The sequence below is a fragment of the Pseudomonas violetae genome (genome assembly GCF_023072615.1).
In the GTDB taxonomy this organism is placed as follows: domain Bacteria; phylum Pseudomonadota; class Gammaproteobacteria; order Pseudomonadales; family Pseudomonadaceae; genus Aquipseudomonas; species Aquipseudomonas violetae.
In genome coordinates, this window is the sequence record NZ_JAKNRW010000030.1 from 1 (window position 1) to 22343 (window position 22343).

A 22343-nucleotide genomic window follows, 5' to 3' on the forward strand; every position below is an offset into this window, starting at 1 on the left:
CACCACCCGTGCCAGGCCGGCATTGACCAGCGCGTCGGCGCAGGGTGGCGTGTGGCCGTGATGGCTGCAAGGTTCCAGGGTCACATAGGCGGTGGCCCCACGAGCCTTGTCGCCGGCAGCGCGCAGCGCATGGACCTCAGCGTGAGGTTCACCCGTGCGCTCGTGCCAGCCTTCGCCGACGATCTGCCCGTCGCGCACGATCACACAGCCGACCCGCGGGTTGGGGTGGGTCGTGTAATGACCTTTGCGCGCCAGTTCCAGGGCGCGGGCCATGTAGTGGGCGTCGAGGACGGCTTGCTCTGCGGAGGTACTCATTCTTTCACCGGCTCACGGGCCAGGCGATCGATCTCTTCGCGGAACTCGTTAAGGTCCTGGAAGCGGCGATACACGGAGGCAAAACGAATGTAGGCGACTTCATCGAGCTTTTGCAGCTCAGCCATCACCAGTTCACCGACCACGAGAGACTTGACCTCACGCTCGCCGGTGGCTCGCAGTTTGTGTTTGATGTGCACCAGCGACGATTCAAGGCGTTCGACACTCACCGGACGCTTTTCGAGGGCACGCTGCATGCCGGCGCGGAGTTTTTCTTCGTCGAACGGCTGACGACTGCCGTCGGTTTTGATCAGGCGCGGCAACACCAGTTCAGCCGTCTCGAACGTCGTGAAGCGTTCGCCGCAGGCCAGGCATTCACGCCGGCGGCGCACCTGTTCGCCCTCGGCGACCAGACGCGAGTCGATGACCTTGGTGTCGTTGGCACCGCAGAAGGGACAGTGCATGGTGGCAGGCAACAAAAAAAGGGAGGGCCATGGTAGCGCATCCCCGTGGCAAGACAAGCCATAGGGTTTGCGGTATACAGACTGGCTATATCGACCGATCCATGGATTTCACCCTGCTGGAGCCGTAAATGCCACTAAGACCGCTCGTTTTGCTCAGCCTTTTCAGCCTGCTGGTGGCCTGCGGCACTGATGCCCCCAAGCCCCAGCCACCGACCCCGGGCCCCGCGCCGCAACAGGCGCAGAAGAAAGCCCGGGAGTCGGCCAATCTTGGCCCCTTGCCCGCTTATCAGCGCGAGTTGAGCGGCACGCTGCAAGGCGTACCAGCCGACGCCGAAGTCGAACTGGCGCTGCTGGTGATCGACGATAAGGACCGCCCGCAGCAGTTGCTCGCCAGCTCCAGCCTGATTGGTACCAATCAGGTCCTGCCATTCCATCTGCGCTTCAATCCGGAAGCCTTTCCGGCGGGCCAGCGGGTTGAGCTGCGTGGTCGCGCCAGCCAGTCGGGGCAGCTGATTCTGCATCTGCCGTCGCAGGTCATCACCCTACCGACGACCCAGGCCATGGGTCAGCTGCAATTCGTCAAAGCACCATGATTGCACCGCTCGACCTGCAACAGGCGCTGGGGCAATTGCTGGGTGATGCGCAGCTGCTGCCTGTCGCGTTGCCCGGGACACAGCTGAAACTCTGGCTGATTGACGGTGACAACATGGACCGCGCCTTCAGCCCGGAGGAAACCCGGCGGATCCTGCATGAACCGCCGTACTGGAGTTTCTGCTGGGCCAGTGGTCTGGCGGTGGCGCGCTACCTCGCAGAACACCCGCAGTGGGTCGCCGGCAAACGGGTGCTCGACTTCGGCGCCGGCTCCGGGGTGGCGGGCATTGCGGCGCTCAAGGCCGGGGCCCTGGAAGTGGTGGCCTGCGATCTCGACCCGCTGGCCATCGCCGCGTGTCAGGCGAATGCCGAACTCAATGACGTGCAGCTGCGCTACTCGACAGACTTTTTTGCCGAGGCGGATCGGTTCGATCTGATCCTGGTGGCTGACGTCCTGTACGACCGGGCGAACCTGCCGTTGCTCGATGAATTCCTGAGTCGCGGGCGAGAAGCGCTGGTGGCGGATTCGCGGGTGAGGGATTTTCGCCATCCGCTGTATCGGCGCATCGAGATGCTCGAGGCGATGACCCTGCCGGATCTGGCCGAGCCGGAGGAGTTTCGGCATGTGAGTCTTTACCACGCGCAGCGCGCTTGAAGTCGCCAAAAGAGCGCAGCCTGCGGCAGCTCCTGCGTTGACCGCGCATAAATCTGGTCCTGTAGGAGCTGTCGCAGGCTGCGATCTTTTGCGCCACCCCTTATAGTGAGCAGATTAACGCTTCCAAGAGATCCCCCATGAGTCAGGAAACGCCGTACATCTTCGACGCCACCACCGCCGATTTCGACCAGTCGGTGATCGAGAACTCATTCCACAAACCCGTCCTGGTGGATTTCTGGGCCGAATGGTGCGCGCCCTGCAAAGTGCTGATGCCAATGCTGCAGACCATCGCCGAGAGCTATCAGGGCGAGCTGTTGCTGGCCAAGGTCAACTGCGACCTGGAGCAGGACATTGTCGCCCGCTTTGGCATTCGCAGCCTGCCGACCGTGGTGCTGTTCAAGGACGGCCAGCCGGTCGACGGTTTTGCCGGTGCGCAGCCGGAGTCGGCCGTACGCACCATGCTCGAGCCGCATGTGCAGATGCCTCCGCCGGCCGCCGCCGATCCGTTCGAACAGGCTCAGGCGCTGTTCGACGACAGCCGCTTCGCCGATGCCGAAGCCGTACTCAAAGTGCTGCTGGGTGAGGACAACTCCAACGCCAAGGCGCTGATTCTCTACGCCCGCTGCCTGACTGAGCGTGGTGAGCTGGCTGATGCGCAATCGGTACTCGACTCGGTCAAGAGCGACGACCACAAGGCCGCCCTGTCCGGCGCCAAAGCGCAGATCCAGTTCCTCGGCCAGGCCAAGGACCTGCCGGATGCCGCTGACCTGAAGGCACGTCTGGCGAAAAACCCTCTGGACGATGAAGCCGTCTATCAACTGGCCGTCCAACAATTGGCCCGTCAGCAATACGATGCGGCTCTGGACGGATTGCTCAAGCTGTTCATTCGCAATCGCAGCTACAACGAAGGCCTGCCGCACAAGACCTTGTTGCAGGTGTTCGAGCTGCTGGGCAACGACCATCCGCTGGTGACCACGTACCGTCGCAAGTTGTTTGCTGCTCTTTACTGATTGCCATCACTGTAGGAGCGAGCTTGCTCGCGATGGGCGTCAACGAAAACGCGGGGCACCTGATTCACCTCGGTGCTCTCAGGTTTTTCGCGAGCAAGCTCGCTCCTACAGCCAGCAGTAGAGCGGCGTATCTGCGCCGCTGACCACCTTCACATCCGCACAATGGCGCAAGCGCACCAACAGGCGCTTGCCCGCTGCCGCGCTGCCGGCCAGCCCTTCCAACTGCTCCAGCAAATCCGGCCCGCTCAACTGCCCGGCCTTGCGCAACAGGTCCTTGGCGACCTGCCACAGCGCATCGTCCTGATTGACCGGTTTCGCCGCAGGCGCCGCGCTGGCTTCAACCGGCGCGACCTGCAACTGCGCGCCGAGCCGCGCCCAATCCGCGTCGTCCATCTCTAACGTCAAATCCACCGGCCATGCGCCGATGCTCCCGCGTATACGCAACATGAGTCTGCTCCCACATTTTTCTTCTGCGCATGCTCCCACGGGACTTGTGCAACGCCAAGCAGGCAGTCAAACTCTGCACGCATACGTTATAAGATTACATAACATTTTATTTACCTTCCGCCCGGAGAATTCCCATGCGTTGTCTGTTGCTCGCTTTGCCGTTCGCCCTGTTGCCGTTGGCCAATGCTCACGCCGCCCAAGCCCATGAACATGATCACGACCATGAACACGGCAGCCTGGAAGCCCATGAGCATGGCGTCGGCCGATTGAATGCGGCGCTGGATGGTCAGACGCTGGAGCTGGAGCTGGAAAGCCCGGCCATGAACATAGTCGGTTTCGAACACCAAGCCACCACCGATGCCGACAAAGCCAAGGTCGCCACCGCCCGTGCACAGCTGGAAAAGCCCCTGGCCCTGTTCAGCCTGCCGAAAGCTGCCGGCTGTGTGGTCGCCAACCAGGCGCTGGAAAGCCCGCTGTTCGGTGACAAGCCCCACGCCGAGGATGATCACGATGAAGCAGCCAAGGGCGAGCACCACCACGATCACAGCGAAATCCACGCCCACTACCACTTCACCTGCTCGACACCGGCGGCACTGAAGTCCCTGGACCTGGCGAATGTCTTCAATACCTTCCCGGCCACCCAGAAAATTCAGGTACAACTGATCGGTCCGAGCGGGCAGCAAGGCGTTGAAGTGACGGCCAAGGCGGCCGCCCTTAAATTCTAAACCTCCCCCCCTTACGCTTATGAAACCGGTGCTATGACCCAACCTCTCATTGAACTGTCCGACCTGGGCTTCAGCTGGCCCGGTCATCCACCATTGCTCGACATCCCGGCGTTTCGCCTGGAGGCCGGTGAGACCTTGTTTCTCAAAGGCCCCAGCGGCAGCGGCAAGACCACCCTGCTGGGCCTGCTCGGCGGCGTGCAGAAGCCCGATCGCGGCAGCATTCGGCTGCTTGGCCAGGAGCTGACCGAGTTGTCCGCGGGTGCTCGCGACACGTTTCGCGTCGATCACACCGGCTACATCTTCCAGCAGTTCAACCTGCTGCCATTTCTCTCGGTGCGCGAGAACGTCGAGTTGCCCTGCCATTTCTCCAGGCTGCGTGCCGAACGGGCCATCCAGCGTCATGGCAGCGTCGACCAGGCTGCCGCCACCCTGCTTGCCCATCTGGGGCTGAAAGATCAGCACCTGTTGAGCCGACGCGCCGACTCCCTTTCCATCGGTCAGCAGCAGCGAGTAGCCGCCGCCCGTGCTCTGATCGGCCAGCCGGAACTGGTGATCGCCGACGAGCCAACCTCGGCGCTGGACTATGACGCCCGCGAAAACTTCATTCGTCTGCTGTTTGCCGAATGCCGCGACGCCGGCTCGAGCCTGTTGTTCGTCAGCCACGACCAGAGCCTGGCGCCACTGTTCGACCGCCATCTGTCCCTGGCCGAGCTCAACCGCGCCGCCGCGTCCGAAGAGGTGTGAGATGTATCTGTTTCGTCTAGCCATGGCCAGCCTGGCTAATCGCCGCTTCACTGCGATCCTCACTGCGCTCGCCATTGCCTTGTCGGTCTGCCTTCTGCTGGCCGTGGAACGCGTTCGTACCGAAGCCAAGGCCAGCTTCGCCAGCACCATAAGTGGCACCGACCTCATTGTCGGCGCGCGCTCCGGCTCGGTAAACCTGCTGCTGTATTCGGTGTTTCGCATCGGCAATGCCACCAATAACATTCGCTGGGACAGCTTCGAACACTTCGCCAACAACCCGAAAGTGAAGTGGGCCATCCCGATGTCCCTGGGCGATTCCCATCGTGGTTATCGGGTGATGGGGACCACCGAGGCGTACTTCGAGCACTACCAGTACGGCCGCACGCAGCACCTGCATCTGGCCGAAGGCCGGGCATTCGCCACCGATCCATTTGAAGTGGTGCTAGGCGCCGAAGTGGCGGATGCGCTGCACTACAAACTCGGCGACAAACTGGTCCTGGCCCATGGCGTCGCGGTGATCAGCCTGGTCAAGCACGATGACAAGCCGTTCACCGTGGTCGGCATCCTCAAACGCACCGGCACCCCCGTAGACCGTACATTGCACATCAGCCTGGGTGGCATGGAGGCGATTCACGTCGACTGGCACAACGGCGTACCGGCCCGGGGCAATGGGCGCATCAGTGCCGATCAGGCGCGTAACATGGACCTCACGCCGCAAGCGATCACCGCCTTCATGTTGGGCCTGAACAGCAAGATTTCCACCTTCGCCCTGCAACGCGAGATCAATGAATTTCGCGGTGAGCCGATGCTTGCCATCCTGCCCGGCGTCGCCCTGCAGGAATTGTGGAGCTTGATGAGCACGGCGGAAAAAGCCTTGTTCGTGGTGTCGCTGTTCGTGGTGCTGACCGGATTGATCGGCATGCTCACGGCGATTCTCACCAGCCTCAACGAACGCCGGCGCGAGATGGCAATTCTGCGTTCGGTCGGCGCTCGTCCCTGGCACATTGCTTCGTTGCTGGTGCTGGAGGCGTTTGCCCTGGCGCTGTCCGGGGTGATTGCTGGCGTGGCCCTGCTGTACGTATGCATCGCAGGCGCCCAAGGGTATGTGCAGGCCAATTACGGTTTGTATTTACCATTGGCGTGGCCAAGTGAATATGAATGGACGCTGCTCGGTGGCATCCTGTGCGCCGCGTTGCTGATGGGCAGCGTGCCGGCCTGGCGTGCGTATCGCCAATCTCTTGCCGATGGCTTGTCGATCCGTTTATGAGGAAGTCGAAGATGCCCCGCGCCCTGCTCGCGCTGTTGATGCTGTTCGCCCTGCCCCTGTGGGCAGCCGAGCCCAAGGACCTGACCTGGTCGGAAATGATCCCGCCGGACGCAGCGCCGGAAGTGCCTAACATGACGCCCCTGCACGACCTGTCGCAGATGAGCAGTGCGCTGTCTGCCGAGTCGGCGCCAGCGGCGAAGCAGGACATGCCGAATGCGCCAGTGGTGCAGGGACTCGACGGCCAGAATATTCGCCTGCCGGGGTACATCGTGCCACTGGAAGTGAGTGAGGAAGGTCGCACGACGGAGTTTCTGCTGGTGCCCTACTTCGGCGCCTGCATCCACGTGCCGCCTCCGCCGTCGAACCAGATCGTGCATGTGAAAAGTGAAGTGGGTGTGAAGTTGGACGAGCTGTATCAGCCGTACTGGATCGAGGGGCCGTTGCAGGTCAAGGCGTCGAGCAGCGAACTGGCGGACGCCGGATATCAGATGGATGCAAACAAGATTTATGTGTATGAGCTGCCGGAGTAAACCCCGGTCATTTTATGCTGTTTGTAAGGGCCCCATCACTGTTTCATTGAGCTGCATCAAAAGTCCTGATTGTTAGCCACCTTACCATTGGACATCGAAAACTTTTAACGTCCTTTGGAGCCCTCATGCACAAGTCCGCGCTCTGCGCTTCGCTGTTTGCCCTCGCGCTCGCAGCCCCGCTTGCCCACGCCCACGAAGCTGGCGACATCATCGTTCGCGCCGGTGCGATCACCGTCAACCCGAAAGCCGACAGCTCCAGCGTCAAGGTCGACCAGGGCCCGCTGGCGGGTGCCAACCTGGGTGGCAAGGCGACCATGAGCAGCGACACGCAACTGGGTTTGAACTTCGCCTACATGATCGACAACAACTGGGGTATCGAATTGCTCGCGGCCTCCCCGTTCGAGCATGACGTGAAGATCAAGGGCACTGCCCTGGGCGCGGCCAACGGCAAACTCGGCTCGCTCAAACATCTGCCGCCGACCCTGAGCGTGGTGTACTACCCGCTGGATCACAAGTCTGTATTCCAGCCGTATGTGGGTGCCGGCATCAACTACACCTGGATATACGACGAGCACGTCGGCAGTGAAGCCAGTGCCAACGGCTTCAGCAATTTCAAGGCGGAAAACTCCTGGGGCATGGCGTTCCAGGTCGGTGCCGACTACATGATCACCGACAACATCATGCTCAACGCACAGGTGCGCTACATCGACATCGACACCACCGCCACCGTGGAAAACAACGCAGTGGCGCCGGGCACCCGGGCCAAGGTCGACGTGGATGTGGACCCGTTCATCTATATGGTCGGGCTCGGTTACAAATTCTAAACCGCTTTCGTCGGAACGCCTTCGCGAGCAAACCCGCTCCCACAGGAGAATGCGATCCACTGTGGGAGCGGGCTTGCTCGCGAAGGCGTCGGCACGGTCAACACCCGTCCAGAAACGAAAAAGGCGCCTTTGAAGGCGCCTTTTGCATTGCAGTAGAATTCAGCGCCCCAATAACCGCGCCAATCCCACATTCATTGGCGTCTGCTCCGGATAGGTAAACCGCTCCAGCAACCGTCGATTGTTCGCCCGTGAATGACGAATATCCCCGGAGCGCGCCGGACCGTAGCTCACCGGCGGCAACTCACCCACTACCGCTTCCAGCGCCTGTAGCATCTGCTTGAGCGTAGTCGCCTGGTTCCAGCCGACATTGATCGCGCCCACCTCGACCTGCGGCTTCTCGATTGCTTGCACCAGCAGATCGACCAGGTCTTCGACATAGACAAAATCCCGGGTCTGCTCGCCATCACCAAACACGGTGATCGGCAGGCCTTTCTGCGCCCGTTCGCTGAAGATGCTGATCACCCCGGAGTACGGCGAGGACGGATCCTGGCGCGGCCCGAAGATGTTGAAGAACCGGAAGATCACCGGCTCCAAACTGTGCTGGCGTCGGTAGAAGTCAAAATAATGCTCGCTGGCCAGCTTGTCGGAGGCATAGGGCGTCAACGGCGACTTGGGCGTGTCTTCGTCGATTGACTCGCCTTCACCGTTGTTGCCGTAGACCGCCGCGCTGGAGGCAAACACCACGCGTTTGACCCCGGCCTGGCGCATGGCTTCGCACACATTCAGCGAGCCTATGAAGTTGCTCTGGTGGGTCTTCACCGGATCATCCACCGAAGCCTGGACCGAAGCGACCGCCGCAAGGTGCACCACGGCGCTGCAGCCGGCCATAGTCCGCGCCACCAGCGCTGCATCGGCGACATCACCGAGGACCAACTCGATCTTGGGATTGTCCAGCGGCAGGTTGCTGCGTTTGCCGGTGGACAGGTCGTCGAGAATGCGCACCGAATGGCCCTTGGCGAGCAAGGCGTCGGTCAGGTGCGAGCCGATGAAACCGGCACCGCCGGTGATTAGAATTGGGCCGTCAGCCATGGCGATAGAACCTGTCCAGTAGGCCCGGGAGCGCCGCGCGCCAGGCACGCGGTTTGATCCCGAACGTGTGCAGAATTTTCTTGCAGGCCAGCACCGCGTGTTGCGGCTCTTCGGCAGCGTCCGGGCGCGCGGCGTGAGCCTGGGCGGTCGGCGCTTCGATGGCCAGCGGGTGCAGGTTGCGAGCTTCGGTCAGGATAGCCTGCCCCAGTGCCAGCGGCGTAGTGGCCTCATGCCCGGCGTAATGGTAGGTGCCCCAGAGCGGCGCTGCACAATCAAGTTGCTTGAGCACCGAAATAATTACACGGGCGGCATCGTCGACGGGCGTCGGATTGCCTCGGCGGTCGTCGGCCATCAGCAGTTCATCTGGCTGCTCGGCGCGAGCCAGGAAGCGCCCGAGGGTGCCGTCGACGCTGTCATCGAGCAGCCAGCCGAAGCGCAGCAGCACGTGCTGCGGGCAAGTGGCCCGCACGCTTTGTTCGATGCGCCACAAGGCCTGGCCACGCAGGCCCAAGGGCACCGGCTCGTCTTTTTCGCTGTAGGCAGTCGCGCGGGAACCGTCGAACACGCGATAGCTCGACGGTTGCAACAGAACGATGTTGTGGTGCTGGCACAATTCGGCGAGGCGCTCGACTGCGCGTTCCTGCCCGGCCAGACGCTGTTCACTGACCACCTCGGCCTGGAACCAGTCGAAGTAGTACGCAAGGTTGATCAGCGCATCCGGGCGGGTGTCGTCGAGCAATTGCGTCAGGCTCGCGGCATCCCAGCCGTCTTGCGGCGGGCGGGGGGCGAGGAAACCGATGTCTTCCTCCGCACCGAGGCGAATCAGCGCCTGCCCAAGGGCATTTCCGCCACCCAGTAACATAAGGCGCATTCGCATAGAGTCAGCAGGCCCAGTCTGATTGGAACGATGGCTTTTAGACAGCACCCGGGGGTGAGGTCATTGATAATTGCCGGAATCGTTGCATTTTGCGGGTTTAGTACGCAACCGTCACCCGTAAAGTGTAAATTGCCTCAGGAACTTGCCAATCCCTCCTGTCGCTGCCCTGGCGGGCTTCCACCCCGCGGTCAGTGCCTGGTTCCGCAACAACTTCCAGACGGTGACTGTCACCCAAGACCCGCAAGGTCCACGAAGTACTCAGCCTTCAGTACCTGCTGGATCGCCGTGTCGAGTAGCCCACGGCTGCTACCGTCCGTAGCCCGGTCGAAACTTTCTCTATCGCCCCGCAGTCAGCAAAAGAACGGGGTAGTCCGAGGACCATTAGACGGGAGGCGACATGGCGGCGATTCATATGGGTATTTCAGGCTGGCGCTACGTGCCCTGGAGGGAGGATTTCTACCCAAAGGGTTTGACCCAAAAGCGCGAATTGCAATTCGCGTCGAGGGCGGTCAACAGCATCGAAATCTATGGATCGTTCTACGCCCTGCAACGTGCGCAGCGGTATGCCGATTGGAACGCCCAAATCCCGTCGGACTTCGTGTTCAGCGTCAAGGCCCCGCAGCTCGTCACCCACGTCAAACGCTTGCGGGACGTGCATGAACCCCTGGCCAACTGCTTCGCCTCCAGGGTGCTGTCATGAGCCTATCTCAACAGCCCGATGCGCCAGAACGACTGCAAACCCTCGCCCCCGTGCGGCGCTTCACCGTACTGACGGTCAACACTCACAAGGGTTTTACCGCGCTTAACCGGCGTTTCATCTTGCCTGAACTGCGCGAAGCGGTGCGCGCCGTGTCAGCCGACGTGGTGTTTTTGCAGGAAGTCCACGGCACTCACGAGCAGCATCCCCAGCGTTACGATAACTGGCCGACGATGCCGCAGTACGAATTCCTCGCCGACAGCCTGTGGCCCCAATTTGCCTATGGCCGCAACGCGGTCTACCCGGCAGGTGATCACGGTAATGCGCTGCTGTCGAAATTTCAGATCATCCGCCATGACAATCTCGATGTGTCCATCAGCGGGCATGAAAACCGCGGGATTTTGCACTGCGTGCTGCGCCTGCCGGGTGACGGTCCGGAGGTGCATGCGATCTGCGTCCACCTGGGCCTGCGCGAAACCCACCGCAACGAGCAACTGCGCCTGTTGGCCCGACGCCTTGAAGAACTGCCGGAGGATGCGCCAGTGATGGTCGCCGGCGATTTCAATGACTGGCGCCAGCGCGCCGACGCCCTGCTCAAGCCCTGCGGTTTGCGCGAAGTGTTCGCCGAGCACCATGGCAAGCCCGCGCGCAGCTTTCCGGCACGGATGCCGGTACTGCGCCTGGACCGCATCTATGTACGCAACCTCAAGGCCAGCCGTCCGCAGGTATTGGCAACACGGCCCTGGTCCCACCTATCCGACCACGCACCGCTATCGGTGGAGATCGAGCTATGAGCATCCCGTCGATGGAGAAAACCACTTTGGACAGCGTTTCCGTACCGCCGGTGCACGAGCCCGCAGCCGTTGATGTCGAGTACGGATGGCAAGGCAATAATCGCGTGGAACTGTTGGAAAACGGCGAGGAGTATTTCCCCAGGGTGTTCGAGGCGATGCGCCAGGCCAAGACGGAAATCATCTTGGAAACCTTCATCGTCTTCGAAGACAAGGTCGGCAACGAACTGCAGGAAGTGCTAATAGGCGCCGCTAAACGAGGGGTGCGCGTTACCGCCAGCCTCGATGGTTTCGGCTGCGGCGAACTCAGCACAGGCTATCTCACCGCGCTGAGCGAAGCGGGTGTCCGCTTGCAGATCTTCGATCCGGCCCCCAAGCGCTTGGGCATCCGCACCAACTGGTTTCGCCGGCTGCACCGCAAGATCGTGGTGGTGGACGGCACGATTGCATTTATCGGCGGCATCAACTTTTCCGGCGATCACCTGCTCGACTACGGCCCCGAAGCCAAGCAGGATTACTCCGTGGAGATCCAGGGGCCGGCGGTGGCGGACATTCATCATTTTGCCCTGCTGCAAAGTGGTCGTCCTGCCCGTGCCAAATATTGGTGGCAGCGCCGCCGGCAGCGCCGCTCGGAACTGGCAGTCACTGATCACGATGGCCAGGTGCGCCTGGTGTATCGCGACAACGGTGATCACCGCACCGATATCGAAGAGGTCTATCGACAGGTGCTGCGCAGCGCCCAGCGCCGGGTGGTGATCGCAAACGCCTATTTCTTCCCGGGCTATCGCCTGCTGCGCGAGATCCGCAACGCGGCCCGCCGTGGCGTAGAAGTAAAGCTGATCCTGCAAGGTCAGCCGGACGTGCTGGTGGCCAAACTGGCTGCACGCATGACCTACGACTACCTGCTCAAATCCGGCGTGCAGATTCACGAATATTGCCAACGCCCGTTGCACGGCAAAGTGGCCTTGGTGGATGAGGACTGGAGCACCGTTGGCTCAAGCAACCTTGACCCGCTGAGCCTGTCGATGAATCTTGAGGCCAATGTGCTGATTCGCGATCGCACTTTCAATCGTCAGCTGTTCGAGCGCCTTGAAGACCTGAGCAACAATCACTGCAAGGCCATGTCCGCGCAGACATCGCCGCGTGGGCGGGTGTGGCACATGACCGTGGGTTTTCTGGTGTTCCACTTCCTGCGTCACTTTCCAGCCTGGGCCGGGTGGTTACCGGCCCATAAGCCGCGCTTGAAACTGTTTACCCTTCCGAACGGGAGCGATCGCCATGAGCAGCGCTGAAACACAGTCGGCGCCGCACGCCGAGAGCCCGGGTAAATCTCGCTGGAGTCGCTGGAAACGGCCGCTGACGATGTTGTTTTTCCTGGCCCTGATCGTGCTGTTCACGATGCTCGCCCGGCGCATCGAATGGAATGAAGTGTTCGACACCCTGGCGGATTTCAAGGTGCGCACCTTGATCATCGCGTCGGGACTGACGCTGGTGAGTTTCCTGGTATACGCCTGCTTCGACCTGATCGGTCGCACCTACATACGCCAGGACCTGACCTGGAAGCAGATCCTTCCCGTGGGCATCATCAGCTATGCCTTCAACCTCAATCTCAGCGCCTGGGTCGGCGGTATCGCCATGCGTTATCGCCTGTATTCGCGTCTGGGCGTAAGCAAGTCCAACATCGCCAAGATCCTCGGCCTCAGCCTGGCGACCAACTGGTTCGGCTACATGGTGATTGCCGGTGCGGTGTTCAGCAGTGGGCTGGTGCGCATGCCGCCAGGCTGGAAGTTGAGCAGCACAGCCTTGCAGGGCGTCGGGGTGGTGCTGTTGCTGGTGAGCGCTGGGTATCTGGCGGCCTGTCAGTTTTCCAAACGTCGCGAGTGGTTGATTCGTGGGGTGGAAATCAATTTACCGTCGTTGCGCATGGCCGTCCTGCAACTGGTACTGGGCGCGCTGAATTGGTCATTGATGGCCGCCGTGATTTTCACCCTGTTGCCGAGCAAGCTCGATTATCCGTTGGTGCTGGGCGTGCTGCTGATCAGCGCCATTGCCGGGGTGATTACCCACATTCCCGCGGGGCTTGGGGTGCTGGAGGCGGTGTTTGTCGCGCTGCTGCAGCATGAAGCTTCGCGCGGAAGCCTGGTCGCAGGTTTGCTGGCGTACCGGGCGATCTACTTTATCTTGCCGCTGTTGATTACTTTGGTGATGTATCTGGTGGTGGAGGCAAAGGCCAAGTCGCTGGGGATTGCCAAGAAGCCGGGTTGATGTTGGCGATCTTACCGACGCCATCGCGGGCAGGCTAGCTCTCACAGTTGATCGCAATCTACTGTGGGAGCGAGCCTGCTTGCGATGGTTTCAAGAACGCCACACCTCTCACTTCGACTGAATAACACTCAACCGCTCACCGACCACCATCTCGGTGATCCAGTCCACCAGAATCGAGGTGTACGCCTGCTGTGACACCGGCTCGCTCAAGGCATGGTCCGCACCATCGATAATCCGGTGCGTCAACGAGTGAGTCTGCTGGCAGGCCGCGCGATAACTCATGATCGTCGCATGCGGTACATAGTCGTCTGTCTCCGACTCCACCAGCAACACATCCCCGGTGAACTGCGAACACGCGTGTAGTGCCCGATTGCTATCAGCGCGGATCAGCGTGCTGCGGTAGTCACGCAGATCAATCTTGTCCAGCGCCCGCTTGGGTGTGTGCCACTGCTCATCGCGATACAGTGCTGGCACGCGCAGCGCCAGCCAACGCACTGGGCGCAATGAGGTCAGGATCGAAGCCAGGTAACCACCGTAACTGGTGCCAACCACCGCAATCGCCGAAGTATCCAGGGCCGGATGGGCCAGCAGCCGGTCGTAGGCGGCCAGCAAATCGCGCAAATTATCCTCACGAGTCACCCGCGTCAGAGGGATGCCGGTGCCGGTGTGCCCACGTAAATCAAAAGTCAGGCACACGCAACCCAACCCGGCAATGCCCTTGGCCCGTTCCAGGTCGCGCTCCTGGCTACCTCCCCAGCCGTGCACAAAGAGCACGCCTGGTACTTTGGATTTGGGGCTGAGGAAAGTCCCGCTCATCTGTTCATCGTCGATGTCGATCTGAATGGTTTCGCTTCTAGCCGTCATAGGATTTGACCGTCACGTACTTGAGAAGAAAGTCACTGTTTTGCGCAGGTCCGCGGTACACCTCGATAGCGTCCGACGGCAGCGGCTGATCAATGTAGGTTTCCACCGACGACACACGAATCGCGCGCATCCCCGGATCGTTGACGAAAGACTGCAAGGCGGCCACCTCAGCGCTACTGGCACCGCCCATGCGCCAGGACTGCTCCAGCACTCCGCTGCGCGCCAGCCCCTTGCTGTCCAGGCCTTGAGCGATGTCGTAATTGCGCCGCGAAGCATAGAAACCGGGGTAGGTCTCGTCGGCGGCGCTATCAAACACCTGGGCCTGGCGAATCGCCAGCCGCACATCCTCGGCCAGCGGCAGGTTGAGCAGGTCCTCGTAATAACCCTGGACTACCAGCAGGTTTGAACCGCCGTAGACTTGCTCGCCTTGACCATCCTCAGTCAGGTGCTGATCGCCGCAGTAACTGAGCACCTGGTCGCCAATGAAGCTCTGACCGACGCTGTGGGTGATCACGTTGTGCAGATCCTGCTCCAGCACCACACCTTCGTTAAACAGCGCATGGGCTTCGGGACGGGCAAGAATAGTGTCGAAGTGGTCGAGGCTGTCGACCACCTCTTGCCCGCGACCGGCACAGCCGTGCACCGGTTTGAGACGGATCGGGCCGCTTTGCAGCAGATACTCCGCTGCAGGGCGGGCATCCTCCAGGGAAAAGACACTGAGGCCGTCGAGCACCACTTTACGCACTCTTTCGGCGAACAACGGCGACCAGCCTTGCGGCGCATGCGCCTGTGGACTGAACAAACCATGGGTGATGGCTTTGGTGCAGATGAAATCGTGGTCGACGTAGCCACCCCACAAATCCTCCGGCCCCCTGACGCCCAGTTCGCGCGCGGCCGCCACGCCCACCAGCGTCTGGGTCGGCAACAGATACAGGTCGCGATCGCCATGCACGCTCGCGTCGTAACTGCCGCCGAATTTCAGCCCTAGGATCTGCGCCAGCCAACGCGCCAGAGCGCGGTTGGTCTCTACCTCATGCTGAGGTGCCTGGGCTCGCACGGAGTGCGCGACGACCAGTTTCTTGCGGTTTGTTGGGGTCATGCATCCCCCTTCAATATGCGCTTGGTGGATGTCGCAGGATTGGGCTTTGGATCAAGCCGGCTGCCACCTGCTGGATACCGCCAGGGAATCCTGCGGTTAATCACTCCGACATTTCCCATGATCTAGCGTTCAACTCTGGCCAGCGCCCACTCCAAAGCGATTACGGTAATCGCTGGGGGCCAGACCAGTGATTTTCCTGAACGTGGCCCGGAACGCACTTGGGTCTTGATACCCCACCGTCCAGGCAATGTGATCGATCGTGCCGTTGGTGAATTCGAGCATTTCCCGTGCCTTGCCGACTCGCAGATGCTGGCAATACTCGGTAGGCCTAAGCCCGGTAGCGGCACGAAACCGGCGCAGAAAAGTGCGCTCTTCCAGCCCCGCTCGTTGCGCCATTGCCGTCAGGGAAACCTCGGTCGCCCCGGCGCTTTGCAGCCAGTGCTGGACCTTGAGGATCGCCGCGTCGCCATGATTGAGAATAGGTGAGAAGTTACTGCCGCACTCGCTGGCACTGTCACTGTGCTCGACCACCAGAAATCTGGCGGTGCCGGTAGCGATGCTCGGCCCGAGCAGGCGGTCGACTAGCCGCAAGCCCAACTCTGACCATGCCATCAACCCGGCCGTGGTAATCAGGTCACCGTCATCGACAATCGGCGTGTCGGCCTTGAGCGTGATCGCAGGATAACGTTCGGCGAAACCCTTGGCCGAAGTCCAATGCGTGGTGGCGCTACGGCCGTCGAGCAAACCACTCTCGGCCAGCAGAATCGAACCCACACAAACGCCACCAAGGGTCGCACCACTGGCATGTTGCTCGCGCAGCCAGCGGAACAATGACGGCGGAGCCTGACCCTCGGTATAACCGGCAATCGACGGCGGAATCAAAACCGCCGCCAGCGATTTTTCGGGCGCGGGATGGCTGTCATATACCCGGATCGGGGGCAGATCTGCGGCAACCTGCCAGTGACTGACCCGCAACAGAGGCAATTGTGCAGCCTGATGTTCGGCAGCAATCCGGTTGGCCACCCCGAACAAATCCGTCAACCCATGCACCGCCGCCAGCTGCGCGCCTGGATAAATCAGCACGCCCAGCTCTACGACAGTCCTCTGCAGATTCATTGTCAGTTTTCCCCCTTCTATTGTCGGTGCGGCCAATCCTCGGAACGCCTGCCACCCCTGATACTCCATTCCACACCCACACACTTTTCGAGGAAATGGTCATGGCCAAGCAAGCACTCATCGTAGTCGATATCCAAAACGACTACTTCCCCCAAGGCAAGTGGCCACTGGTCGGCGCCGATGCTGCAGCCGACAACGCCGTACGTCTGCTCAAAGCCTTTCGCGATGGCGGTGACTCGGTGGTGCATATTCGCCATGAGTTCACTTCCGACGAAGCGCCCTTCTTCACCCCAGGCTCCGAAGGCGCGAAATTGCACCCCAAGGTTCTTAACCGCACCGATGAACCGGTGGTGCTCAAGCACTTCGTCAACTCGTTCCGTGAAACCGAACTGCAGTCGACCCTCGACGAGCAAGGCATCAAGGAGCTGGTTGTCGTCGGCAGCATGAGCCACATGTGCATCGACGGCATAGCCCGCGCCGCCGCCGACTTCGGCTACACCGTCACGGTGATTCACGACGCCTGCGCCTCACGCGACCTGGAATTCAACGGAGTCACAGTGCCTGCCGCCCAGGTTCACGCCGCATTCATGTCGGCATTGGGGTTTGCTTATGCGAAGGTGATCTCGACTGACGAATTCCTGGCAACCAGCCACTGACCTTGAAAAGGGCCAGGCCGAACCCTTCGGCTGGTCCTTGTTTTGCCTGCTAAAAAAGCCCGGCGGGAGCATATCGTCAGACACCCACGAGACTTACCGCTGAAATGCCGGATAATGGCGGCCAAATCGACTAGCCCGCTATTCTGGTAATCCCCCATGGAAATCAAGGTCAACTTTCTCGACAACCTTCGACTTGAAGCCAAGTTCGATGACTTCACGGTGGTGGCCGATCAACCTATCCGCTACAAGGGCGATGGCTCGGCGCCGGGCCCGTTCGACTACTTCCTGGCTTCCTCGGCGTTGTGCGCGGCGTATTTTTTAAAGTTGTACTGCAGCACGCGCAATATCCCCACCGATAACATCCGCCTATCACAGAACAATATTGTCGACCCGGAAAACCGCTACAACCAGATCTTCAAGATCCAGGTCGAGTTACCCGCAGACATCTCCGACAAGGACCGCCAGGGCATCCTGCGCTCCATCGACCGTTGCACCGTGAAAAAAGTGGTGCAGGCCGGCCCTGAGTTTGTGATCGAAGAGGTGGACAACCTCGACGCCGATGCACAGGCGCTGCTGATGCCTGCTTCCAACTCCCAGGCAAACACCTATATTGCTGGCAAGGACCTGCCGCTGGAGCAGACCATCGCCAATATGTCGGCCATTCTGGCGGACCTGGGCATGAAGATCGAAATCGCCTCGTGGCGCAATATCGTGCCCAATGTGTGGTCGCTGCATATCCGCGATGCACACTCGCCGATGTGCTTTACCAACGGCAAGGGTGCGACCAAGGAAGGCGCATTGGCGTCGGCGCTGGGCGAGTTTATCGAGCGACTCAACTGCAACTTCTTCTACAACGACCAGTTCTGGGGCGAAGACATCGCCAACGCAGCGTTTGTGCACTACCCGGACGAACGCTGGTTCAAGCCTGGCCGCAAAGACGCGCTGCCGACTGAAATTCTCGACGAGCACTGCCTGAAGATTTATAACCGCGACGGTGAGCTGCGTGGCTCCCATCTGATCGATACCAACTCGGGCAATGAAGAGCGTGGCATCTGCTCGCTGCCGTACGTGCGACGTTCGGACGGTGAAGTGGTGTACTTCCCTTCCAACCTGATTGAAAACCTGTTCCTGAGCAACGGGATGAGTGCCGGTAACACCTTGGCAGAAGCCCAGGTGCAGTGTCTGTCGGAGATCTTCGAGCGCGCGGTCAAACGTGAAATCATCGAGGGTGAATTCGCCTTGCCGGATGTACCGGCCGACGTGCTGGCGAAGTACCCGGGTATCCTGGCCGGCATTCAGGCACTGGAAGAGCAAGGGTTCCCCGTATTGGTCAAGGATGCGTCCCTGGGAGGTGAATTCCCGGTGATGTGCGTCACCCTGATGAACCCGCGCACCGGCGGCGTGTTCGCCTCGTTCGGTGCCCACCCTAGCCTGGAAGTGGCGCTGGAACGCAGCCTGACCGAATTGCTCCAGGGGCGCAGCTTCGAAGGCCTCAACGACTTGCCCCAGCCGACTTTTGAAGGGCACGCGGTGACCGAGCCGAACAACTTCGTCGAGCACTTCATCGACTCGAGCGGCGTAGTGTCGTGGCGCTTCTTCAGCTCAAAATCGGATTACGAATTTGTAGAGTGGGATTTCTCCGGCCAGGGCGAAAACTCGAATGCCGAGGAAGCCGAGACCTTGTTCGGCATTCTTGATGGCATGGGCAAGCAAGTGTACATGGCGGTTTACGAACATATCGGCGCCAAGGCGTGCCGCATCCTGGTGCCAGACTATTCGGAAATCTACCCTGCGGACGACCTGATCTGGGACAACACCAACAAAGCGCTGTTCTTCCGCGCCGACATCCTCAATCTGCATCGCCTGGATGAAGAGGAACTGCGGGCACTGGTTGAGCGCCTGGTGGAAAGTGAGCTGGACGACTACACCGACATCACTTCGTTGATCGGCATCGAATTTGATGACAACACCGCCTGGGGTCAGTTGACGATCCTGGAGTTGAAGCTGCTGATCTATCTCGCCTTGCAGCAATATGAAGAGGCGAAAGAGGCGGTGGAAATGTTCCTGCAGTACAACGACAACACGGTTGAACGTGGCCTGTTCTATCAGGCAGTCAACGTGGTGCTGGAAATGAAGCTGGACGAAGACCTGGAACTGGAAGACTACGAGGCCAATTTCCGCCGGATGTTTGGCAACGAGCGAACGGATGCAGCGATCGGGTCGGTGGACGGTAGCGTGCGCTTCCATGGCTTGACGCCGACCAGCATGAAGCTGGAAGGGTTGGATCGGCATCTGCGGCTGATCGACAGCTACAAGAAACTGCACTCGGCGCGGGCCAATGTGACTACGTTTTTGTAGGAGCGGCCGCACGGCGTTCCGTTTGCTGCGGGCGGTGTTCCGACGACGAATGATTACATGGCCTGCGTGGCTCTGCTATGCCTGGATCTTGGGAGCGCCACCCGCACGAAACCGACGCCCGCATTGAGGGTTTCGTATTGCTTAACCAATATGAAGTCCTAATTCCATATGCGCGTACGCTACCCAATCTCGGTGTTCGGATTGGGTGGCAGCGTTACAAGGCATTTCGTAAAGAACCTAAAAACCAAGTTACTCATTAAATGCAGGAAATATAAAAAATATCTTCACCGACATGCCGGACATCAACCCTTTCATTTAGCTCAGTGTCATCCGGCCCTAGTACCGAATAATAATGCAGCAAGTATGCTTCGGGGGTCATTGGTACCTTGGACTGCGAAATCCATTTATGGACACCGAAGATAATGCCGCCGACACTGACAATTGGAGCAGGATACAACTGAAATATCTGGAAAAAATTTGGACCTGAGAATGTGCTGACCATGATCGTCGACGGCCCAAAGATCAGGAACAAGCCGCCTACAAAGCAAAGCCCCGAGCCAATCCATTTGAGGCTCCAGCTGAAGAGGTCATCCCTCCAGTCCTTGTCGAGCTCGGATGCTATATAGTCAGCGTAGTCCTCAGTGAACTCTTCGACTGTATACTCTCGTGGTAGAGAGCTCACCCTAACTTCCCACTTATCTGCTTTGCCTTCATGCCCTTGCATCATAACCACTCGATAAAATTCAGGAGTGGAGATTAACCAAAGAAAAGTCACGATAGTCGTGTAGACCACATGAAAAACAAAAAACAGAATATTCCTACAGCGAAACACTAAAAAGCCCCAAACGCATACGCTTTGGGGCTTTCAGGGAAATACTTTACAGTTTTAGTCTAAGGTAACTCTCAGAACGGAATATCGTCATCAAAGCTGTCGAAATCCGGAGCTGGCTGCGGAGCGGCCTGCTGAGGTGCCGGACGCGACTGCTGCGGTGCAGACTGTTGTTGTGGTGCCTGCGGGCGTGGAGCCTGCTGGCGTGGAGCCGGGGCGGACTGCTGGTAGTTGTTGCCCCCGCCTTGCTGGTCACCCTGCTGTGGACGACCGCCCAACAGTTGCATGGTGCCTTGCATGTCGACCACGATTTCAGTGGTGTAACGCTTGATACCGTCTTTTTCCCATTCACGGGTCTGCAGCTTGCCTTCGATGTACACCTGCGAACCCTTACGCAGGTATTCGCCGGCGATCTCAGCAACCTTGCCGAACATCGATACACGGTGCCATTCGGTCTTCTCGACCTTCTGACCGGTTTGCTTATCGGTCCATTGTTCGCTGGTCGCCAGACTCAGGTTGGTCACGGCGTTACCGTTAGGCAGGTAGCGAACTTCGGGATCCTGGCCGCAAGTGCCGACCAATATGACTTTGTTAACCCCACGGGCCATAACGTTCTCCTAGGCTTCGCACGCTGTCGGGGCCGGGTTGTTCACCAGGCGCTCGAGGGTGGTGCGATCCAATAGTTCGGTGTCCAATTTGATGTAAATGGCTGCTTCATCAGCAACCACGACTGCATCTGTTACCCCTACGACGGCCATCAGGCGCTCGACCAGACCCGCTTCGCGGATCGCTTCGGGCGACAGCGGCAAGCGCAGGCTCGTCACGTAGGGAGGTTCGCGCATGGTAACAGCAAAGGCCAACCAGAGGGCAGCCAGCCCGGCGCATCCAAGGAACACAGCCGACAAACCGCCATGCTGGAACATCCACCCGCCCATGATCCCGCCCAACGCCGAACCGAGGAACTGACTGGTGGAATAAACCCCCATAGCCGTGCCCTTGCCGCCTGCCGGTGAAACCTTGCTGATCAGCGAGGGCAACGAGGCTTCCAGCAGGTTGAATGCGGTGAAGAACACCACCGTGCCAATTACCAGAGCCCGCAAGCTATCGCCGAACTGCCAGAAGAATAGCTCAGTGAGCATCAGCGTCAGCACCGCGCCCAATAAAACTCGTTTCATTTTACGTTTCTTCTCACCGTAGATAATGAACGGGATCATGGCGAAGAAAGAAATCAGCAGCGCGGTGAGGTATACCCACCAGTGCTGCTCCTTGGGAAGGCCGGCTTTTTCGACCAGTGCCAGGGGCAAAACAACGAAGCTGGACATCAACATGGCGTGCAACACAAAAATGCCGAGGTCCAGGCGCAACAGGTCCGGGTGCTTGAGCGTTGGCAACAGCGCCTGGCGTGCCACACCGGATTCTCGATGCTGCAGCGGACCGGTGGCACGGGGCACCATGAACATCACGATGGCAATGCCGAGCAGCGCCATGCCTCCGGTGGCGAGGAACAGCCCGGACAGCCCAAAGGCGCGTGTCAGCAGCGGGCCTACGACCATTGCAACGGCGAATGACAAGCCGATGGTCATGCCGATCATGGCCATGGCTTTCGTGCGGTGCTGCTCGCGGGTCAAGTCTGACAGCAGCGCCATCACCGCAGCGGAAATTGCGCCCGCGCCCTGCAGGATCCGCCCGGCAATCACACCCCAGATAGAATCGGCATTGGCGGCCAATATGCTACCCAGGGCAAAGATGATGAGCCCCAGGTAGATCACCGGGCGACGGCCGATGCGGTCGGAAATGAAGCCTAAGGGAATCTGGAAGAGCGCCTGGGTCAGGCCGTAAGCGCCAATCGCCAGTCCGATGAGGGCCGGGGTCGCTCCAGCCAGGTCCATGCCATAGGTCGCCAACACTGGCAATACCATGAACATGCCAAGCATACGGAAGGCGAACACCAGGGCCAGACCGCTTGCTGCGCGGGTCTCACTGCCACTCATGCGTTCGCTGTGGGGATCGTGCATGGAAAAACCTCATGTGAACCGGCGGCGATTCTACCAGTCCCATCGATTGACAGGGTATATCGCGACGCTTTGCCGCGCTCACCTGACAGACTCTTCATGTAAGAGAATAACCCGCTCG

General features: G+C 60.0%; 24 protein-coding genes and 1 pseudogene. 14 read left to right on the forward strand and 11 right to left on the reverse strand.

Features of this window, described 5'->3' with window-relative positions:
• Positions 1-315 (reverse strand): bifunctional diaminohydroxyphosphoribosylaminopyrimidine deaminase/5-amino-6-(5-phosphoribosylamino)uracil reductase RibD (gene ribD, locus L9059_RS23970; protein WP_247293364.1); only part of this gene is annotated, 315 nt, incomplete at its 3' end.
• Positions 312-776 carry a transcriptional regulator NrdR gene (gene nrdR, locus L9059_RS23975; RefSeq protein WP_003228656.1) on the reverse strand — a complete coding sequence of 155 codons (465 nt, stop codon included), beginning with the start codon at positions 774-776 and terminating at the stop codon, positions 312-314. The genes nrdR and ribD, both read right to left, overlap by 4 nt.
• 128 nt (positions 777-904) lie before the next feature.
• On the opposite strand from nrdR, the gene L9059_RS23980 reads away from it, so the two are divergent.
• The 3 genes from L9059_RS23980 (at position 905) to trxA (ending at position 3032) form a co-directional block, all read left to right on the forward strand.
• Complete coding sequence (locus L9059_RS23980; RefSeq protein ID WP_247293365.1) at positions 905-1369, forward strand: YbaY family lipoprotein; 465 nt, start codon at positions 905-907, stop codon at positions 1367-1369.
• A complete protein-coding gene (locus L9059_RS23985; RefSeq protein ID WP_247293366.1) occupies positions 1366-2022 on the forward strand; it encodes a class I SAM-dependent methyltransferase in 657 nt (218 codons plus the stop codon). The genes L9059_RS23980 and L9059_RS23985 overlap by 4 nt, the downstream gene beginning before the upstream one ends.
• A 137-nt stretch (positions 2023-2159) precedes the next feature.
• Positions 2160-3032 (forward strand): thioredoxin, encoded by an 873-nt coding sequence (trxA, locus tag L9059_RS23990; protein ID WP_247293367.1) that lies wholly within the window; start codon positions 2160-2162, stop codon positions 3030-3032.
• Between the two features lie 105 nt (positions 3033-3137).
• On the opposite strand, the gene L9059_RS23995 is transcribed toward trxA, so the two are convergent.
• Positions 3138-3479, reverse strand: a complete 342-nt coding sequence (locus tag L9059_RS23995; protein ID WP_247293368.1) for a hypothetical protein — start codon at positions 3477-3479, stop codon at positions 3138-3140.
• Between the two features lie 134 nt (positions 3480-3613).
• Here L9059_RS23995 and L9059_RS24000 point away from each other — a divergent pair, with 134 nt between their 5' ends.
• From L9059_RS24000 to L9059_RS24020, 5 genes are all read left to right on the forward strand, one after another.
• Positions 3614-4204 carry a DUF2796 domain-containing protein gene (locus tag L9059_RS24000; RefSeq protein ID WP_247293369.1) on the forward strand — a complete coding sequence of 197 codons (591 nt, stop codon included), beginning with the start codon at positions 3614-3616 and terminating at the stop codon, positions 4202-4204.
• Positions 4205-4237: 33 nt separating this feature from the next.
• Positions 4238-4948, forward strand: coding sequence for an ABC transporter ATP-binding protein (locus tag L9059_RS24005; protein ID WP_247293370.1), 711 nt, complete (start codon positions 4238-4240; stop codon positions 4946-4948).
• 1 nt (position 4949) lies between these two features.
• A complete protein-coding gene (locus L9059_RS24010; RefSeq protein ID WP_247293371.1) occupies positions 4950-6215 on the forward strand; it encodes an ABC transporter permease in 1266 nt (421 codons plus the stop codon).
• An 11-nt stretch (positions 6216-6226) separates the two neighbouring features.
• A complete protein-coding gene (locus tag L9059_RS24015) occupies positions 6227-6745 on the forward strand; it encodes a DUF3299 domain-containing protein (RefSeq protein ID WP_247293372.1) in 519 nt (172 codons plus the stop codon).
• 125 nt (positions 6746-6870) lie between these two features.
• Positions 6871-7569, forward strand: a complete 699-nt coding sequence (locus L9059_RS24020) for an OmpW/AlkL family protein (protein WP_247293373.1) — start codon at positions 6871-6873, stop codon at positions 7567-7569.
• Between the two features lie 159 nt (positions 7570-7728).
• On the opposite strand, the gene L9059_RS24025 is transcribed toward L9059_RS24020, so the two are convergent.
• Positions 7729-8658: an NAD-dependent epimerase/dehydratase family protein gene (locus L9059_RS24025; protein ID WP_247293374.1), complete on the reverse strand. Its 930-nt coding sequence runs from the start codon at positions 8656-8658 to the stop codon at positions 7729-7731.
• On the reverse strand, positions 8651-9535 hold the full coding sequence (locus L9059_RS24030) for a sugar nucleotide-binding protein (RefSeq protein WP_247293375.1): 885 nt from the start codon (positions 9533-9535) through the stop codon (positions 8651-8653). Before L9059_RS24030 ends, L9059_RS24025 begins: the two co-directional genes overlap by 8 nt.
• A gap of 397 nt (positions 9536-9932) precedes the next feature.
• On the opposite strand from L9059_RS24030, the pseudogene L9059_RS24035 reads away from it, so the two are divergent.
• From L9059_RS24035 to L9059_RS24050, 4 genes and pseudogenes are all read left to right on the forward strand, one after another.
• Positions 9933-10229: pseudogene (locus L9059_RS24035) on the forward strand (DUF72 domain-containing protein); the annotation flags it as partial.
• A 2-nt stretch (positions 10230-10231) separates the two neighbouring features.
• Entirely contained in the window at positions 10232-11026 is a 795-nt protein-coding gene (locus L9059_RS24040) for an endonuclease/exonuclease/phosphatase family protein (protein ID WP_247293376.1), read from the forward strand.
• Positions 11023-12315, forward strand: coding sequence for a cardiolipin synthase ClsB (clsB, locus tag L9059_RS24045; protein WP_247293377.1), 1293 nt, complete (start codon positions 11023-11025; stop codon positions 12313-12315). The genes L9059_RS24040 and clsB overlap by 4 nt, the downstream gene beginning before the upstream one ends.
• The gene (locus tag L9059_RS24050; RefSeq protein WP_247293378.1) at positions 12302-13288 is read left to right on the forward strand and encodes a lysylphosphatidylglycerol synthase domain-containing protein; all 987 of its coding nucleotides are present in this window, start codon (positions 12302-12304) and stop codon (positions 13286-13288) included. Before clsB ends, L9059_RS24050 begins: the two co-directional genes overlap by 14 nt.
• Before the next feature lie 108 nt (positions 13289-13396).
• Here the strand turns inward: L9059_RS24050 and L9059_RS24055 are convergent, their stop codons facing one another.
• From L9059_RS24055 to L9059_RS24065, 3 genes are all read right to left on the reverse strand, one after another.
• Positions 13397-14152, reverse strand: coding sequence for an alpha/beta hydrolase family protein (locus L9059_RS24055; protein ID WP_247293379.1), 756 nt, complete (start codon positions 14150-14152; stop codon positions 13397-13399).
• A complete protein-coding gene (locus tag L9059_RS24060; protein WP_247293380.1) occupies positions 14142-15251 on the reverse strand; it encodes a DUF3182 family protein in 1110 nt (369 codons plus the stop codon). Before L9059_RS24060 ends, L9059_RS24055 begins: the two co-directional genes overlap by 11 nt.
• Positions 15252-15380: 129 nt before the next feature.
• Positions 15381-16367, reverse strand: coding sequence for a GlxA family transcriptional regulator (locus L9059_RS24065; RefSeq protein WP_247293381.1), 987 nt, complete (start codon positions 16365-16367; stop codon positions 15381-15383).
• A 101-nt stretch (positions 16368-16468) separates the two neighbouring features.
• On the opposite strand from L9059_RS24065, the gene L9059_RS24070 reads away from it, so the two are divergent.
• Complete coding sequence (locus L9059_RS24070) at positions 16469-17023, forward strand: cysteine hydrolase family protein (protein WP_247293382.1); 555 nt, start codon at positions 16469-16471, stop codon at positions 17021-17023.
• Positions 17024-17179: 156 nt separating this feature from the next.
• On the forward strand, positions 17180-19381 hold the full coding sequence (locus tag L9059_RS24075) for an OsmC domain/YcaO domain-containing protein (protein ID WP_247293383.1): 2202 nt from the start codon (positions 17180-17182) through the stop codon (positions 19379-19381).
• Between the two features lie 256 nt (positions 19382-19637).
• Here the strand turns inward: L9059_RS24075 and L9059_RS24080 are convergent, their stop codons facing one another.
• The 3 genes from L9059_RS24080 to L9059_RS24090 all read right to left on the reverse strand — a co-directional run bounded on the left by L9059_RS24080 (position 19638) and on the right by L9059_RS24090 (position 22225).
• On the reverse strand, positions 19638-20108 hold the full coding sequence (locus tag L9059_RS24080) for a hypothetical protein (protein ID WP_247293384.1): 471 nt from the start codon (positions 20106-20108) through the stop codon (positions 19638-19640).
• A gap of 176 nt (positions 20109-20284) precedes the next feature.
• Complete coding sequence (locus tag L9059_RS24085; protein WP_247293385.1) at positions 20285-20818, reverse strand: single-stranded DNA-binding protein; 534 nt, start codon at positions 20816-20818, stop codon at positions 20285-20287.
• A gap of 9 nt (positions 20819-20827) precedes the next feature.
• Positions 20828-22225, reverse strand: coding sequence for an MFS transporter (locus tag L9059_RS24090; RefSeq protein ID WP_247293386.1), 1398 nt, complete (start codon positions 22223-22225; stop codon positions 20828-20830).
• Positions 22226-22343 lie beyond the last annotated feature (118 nt).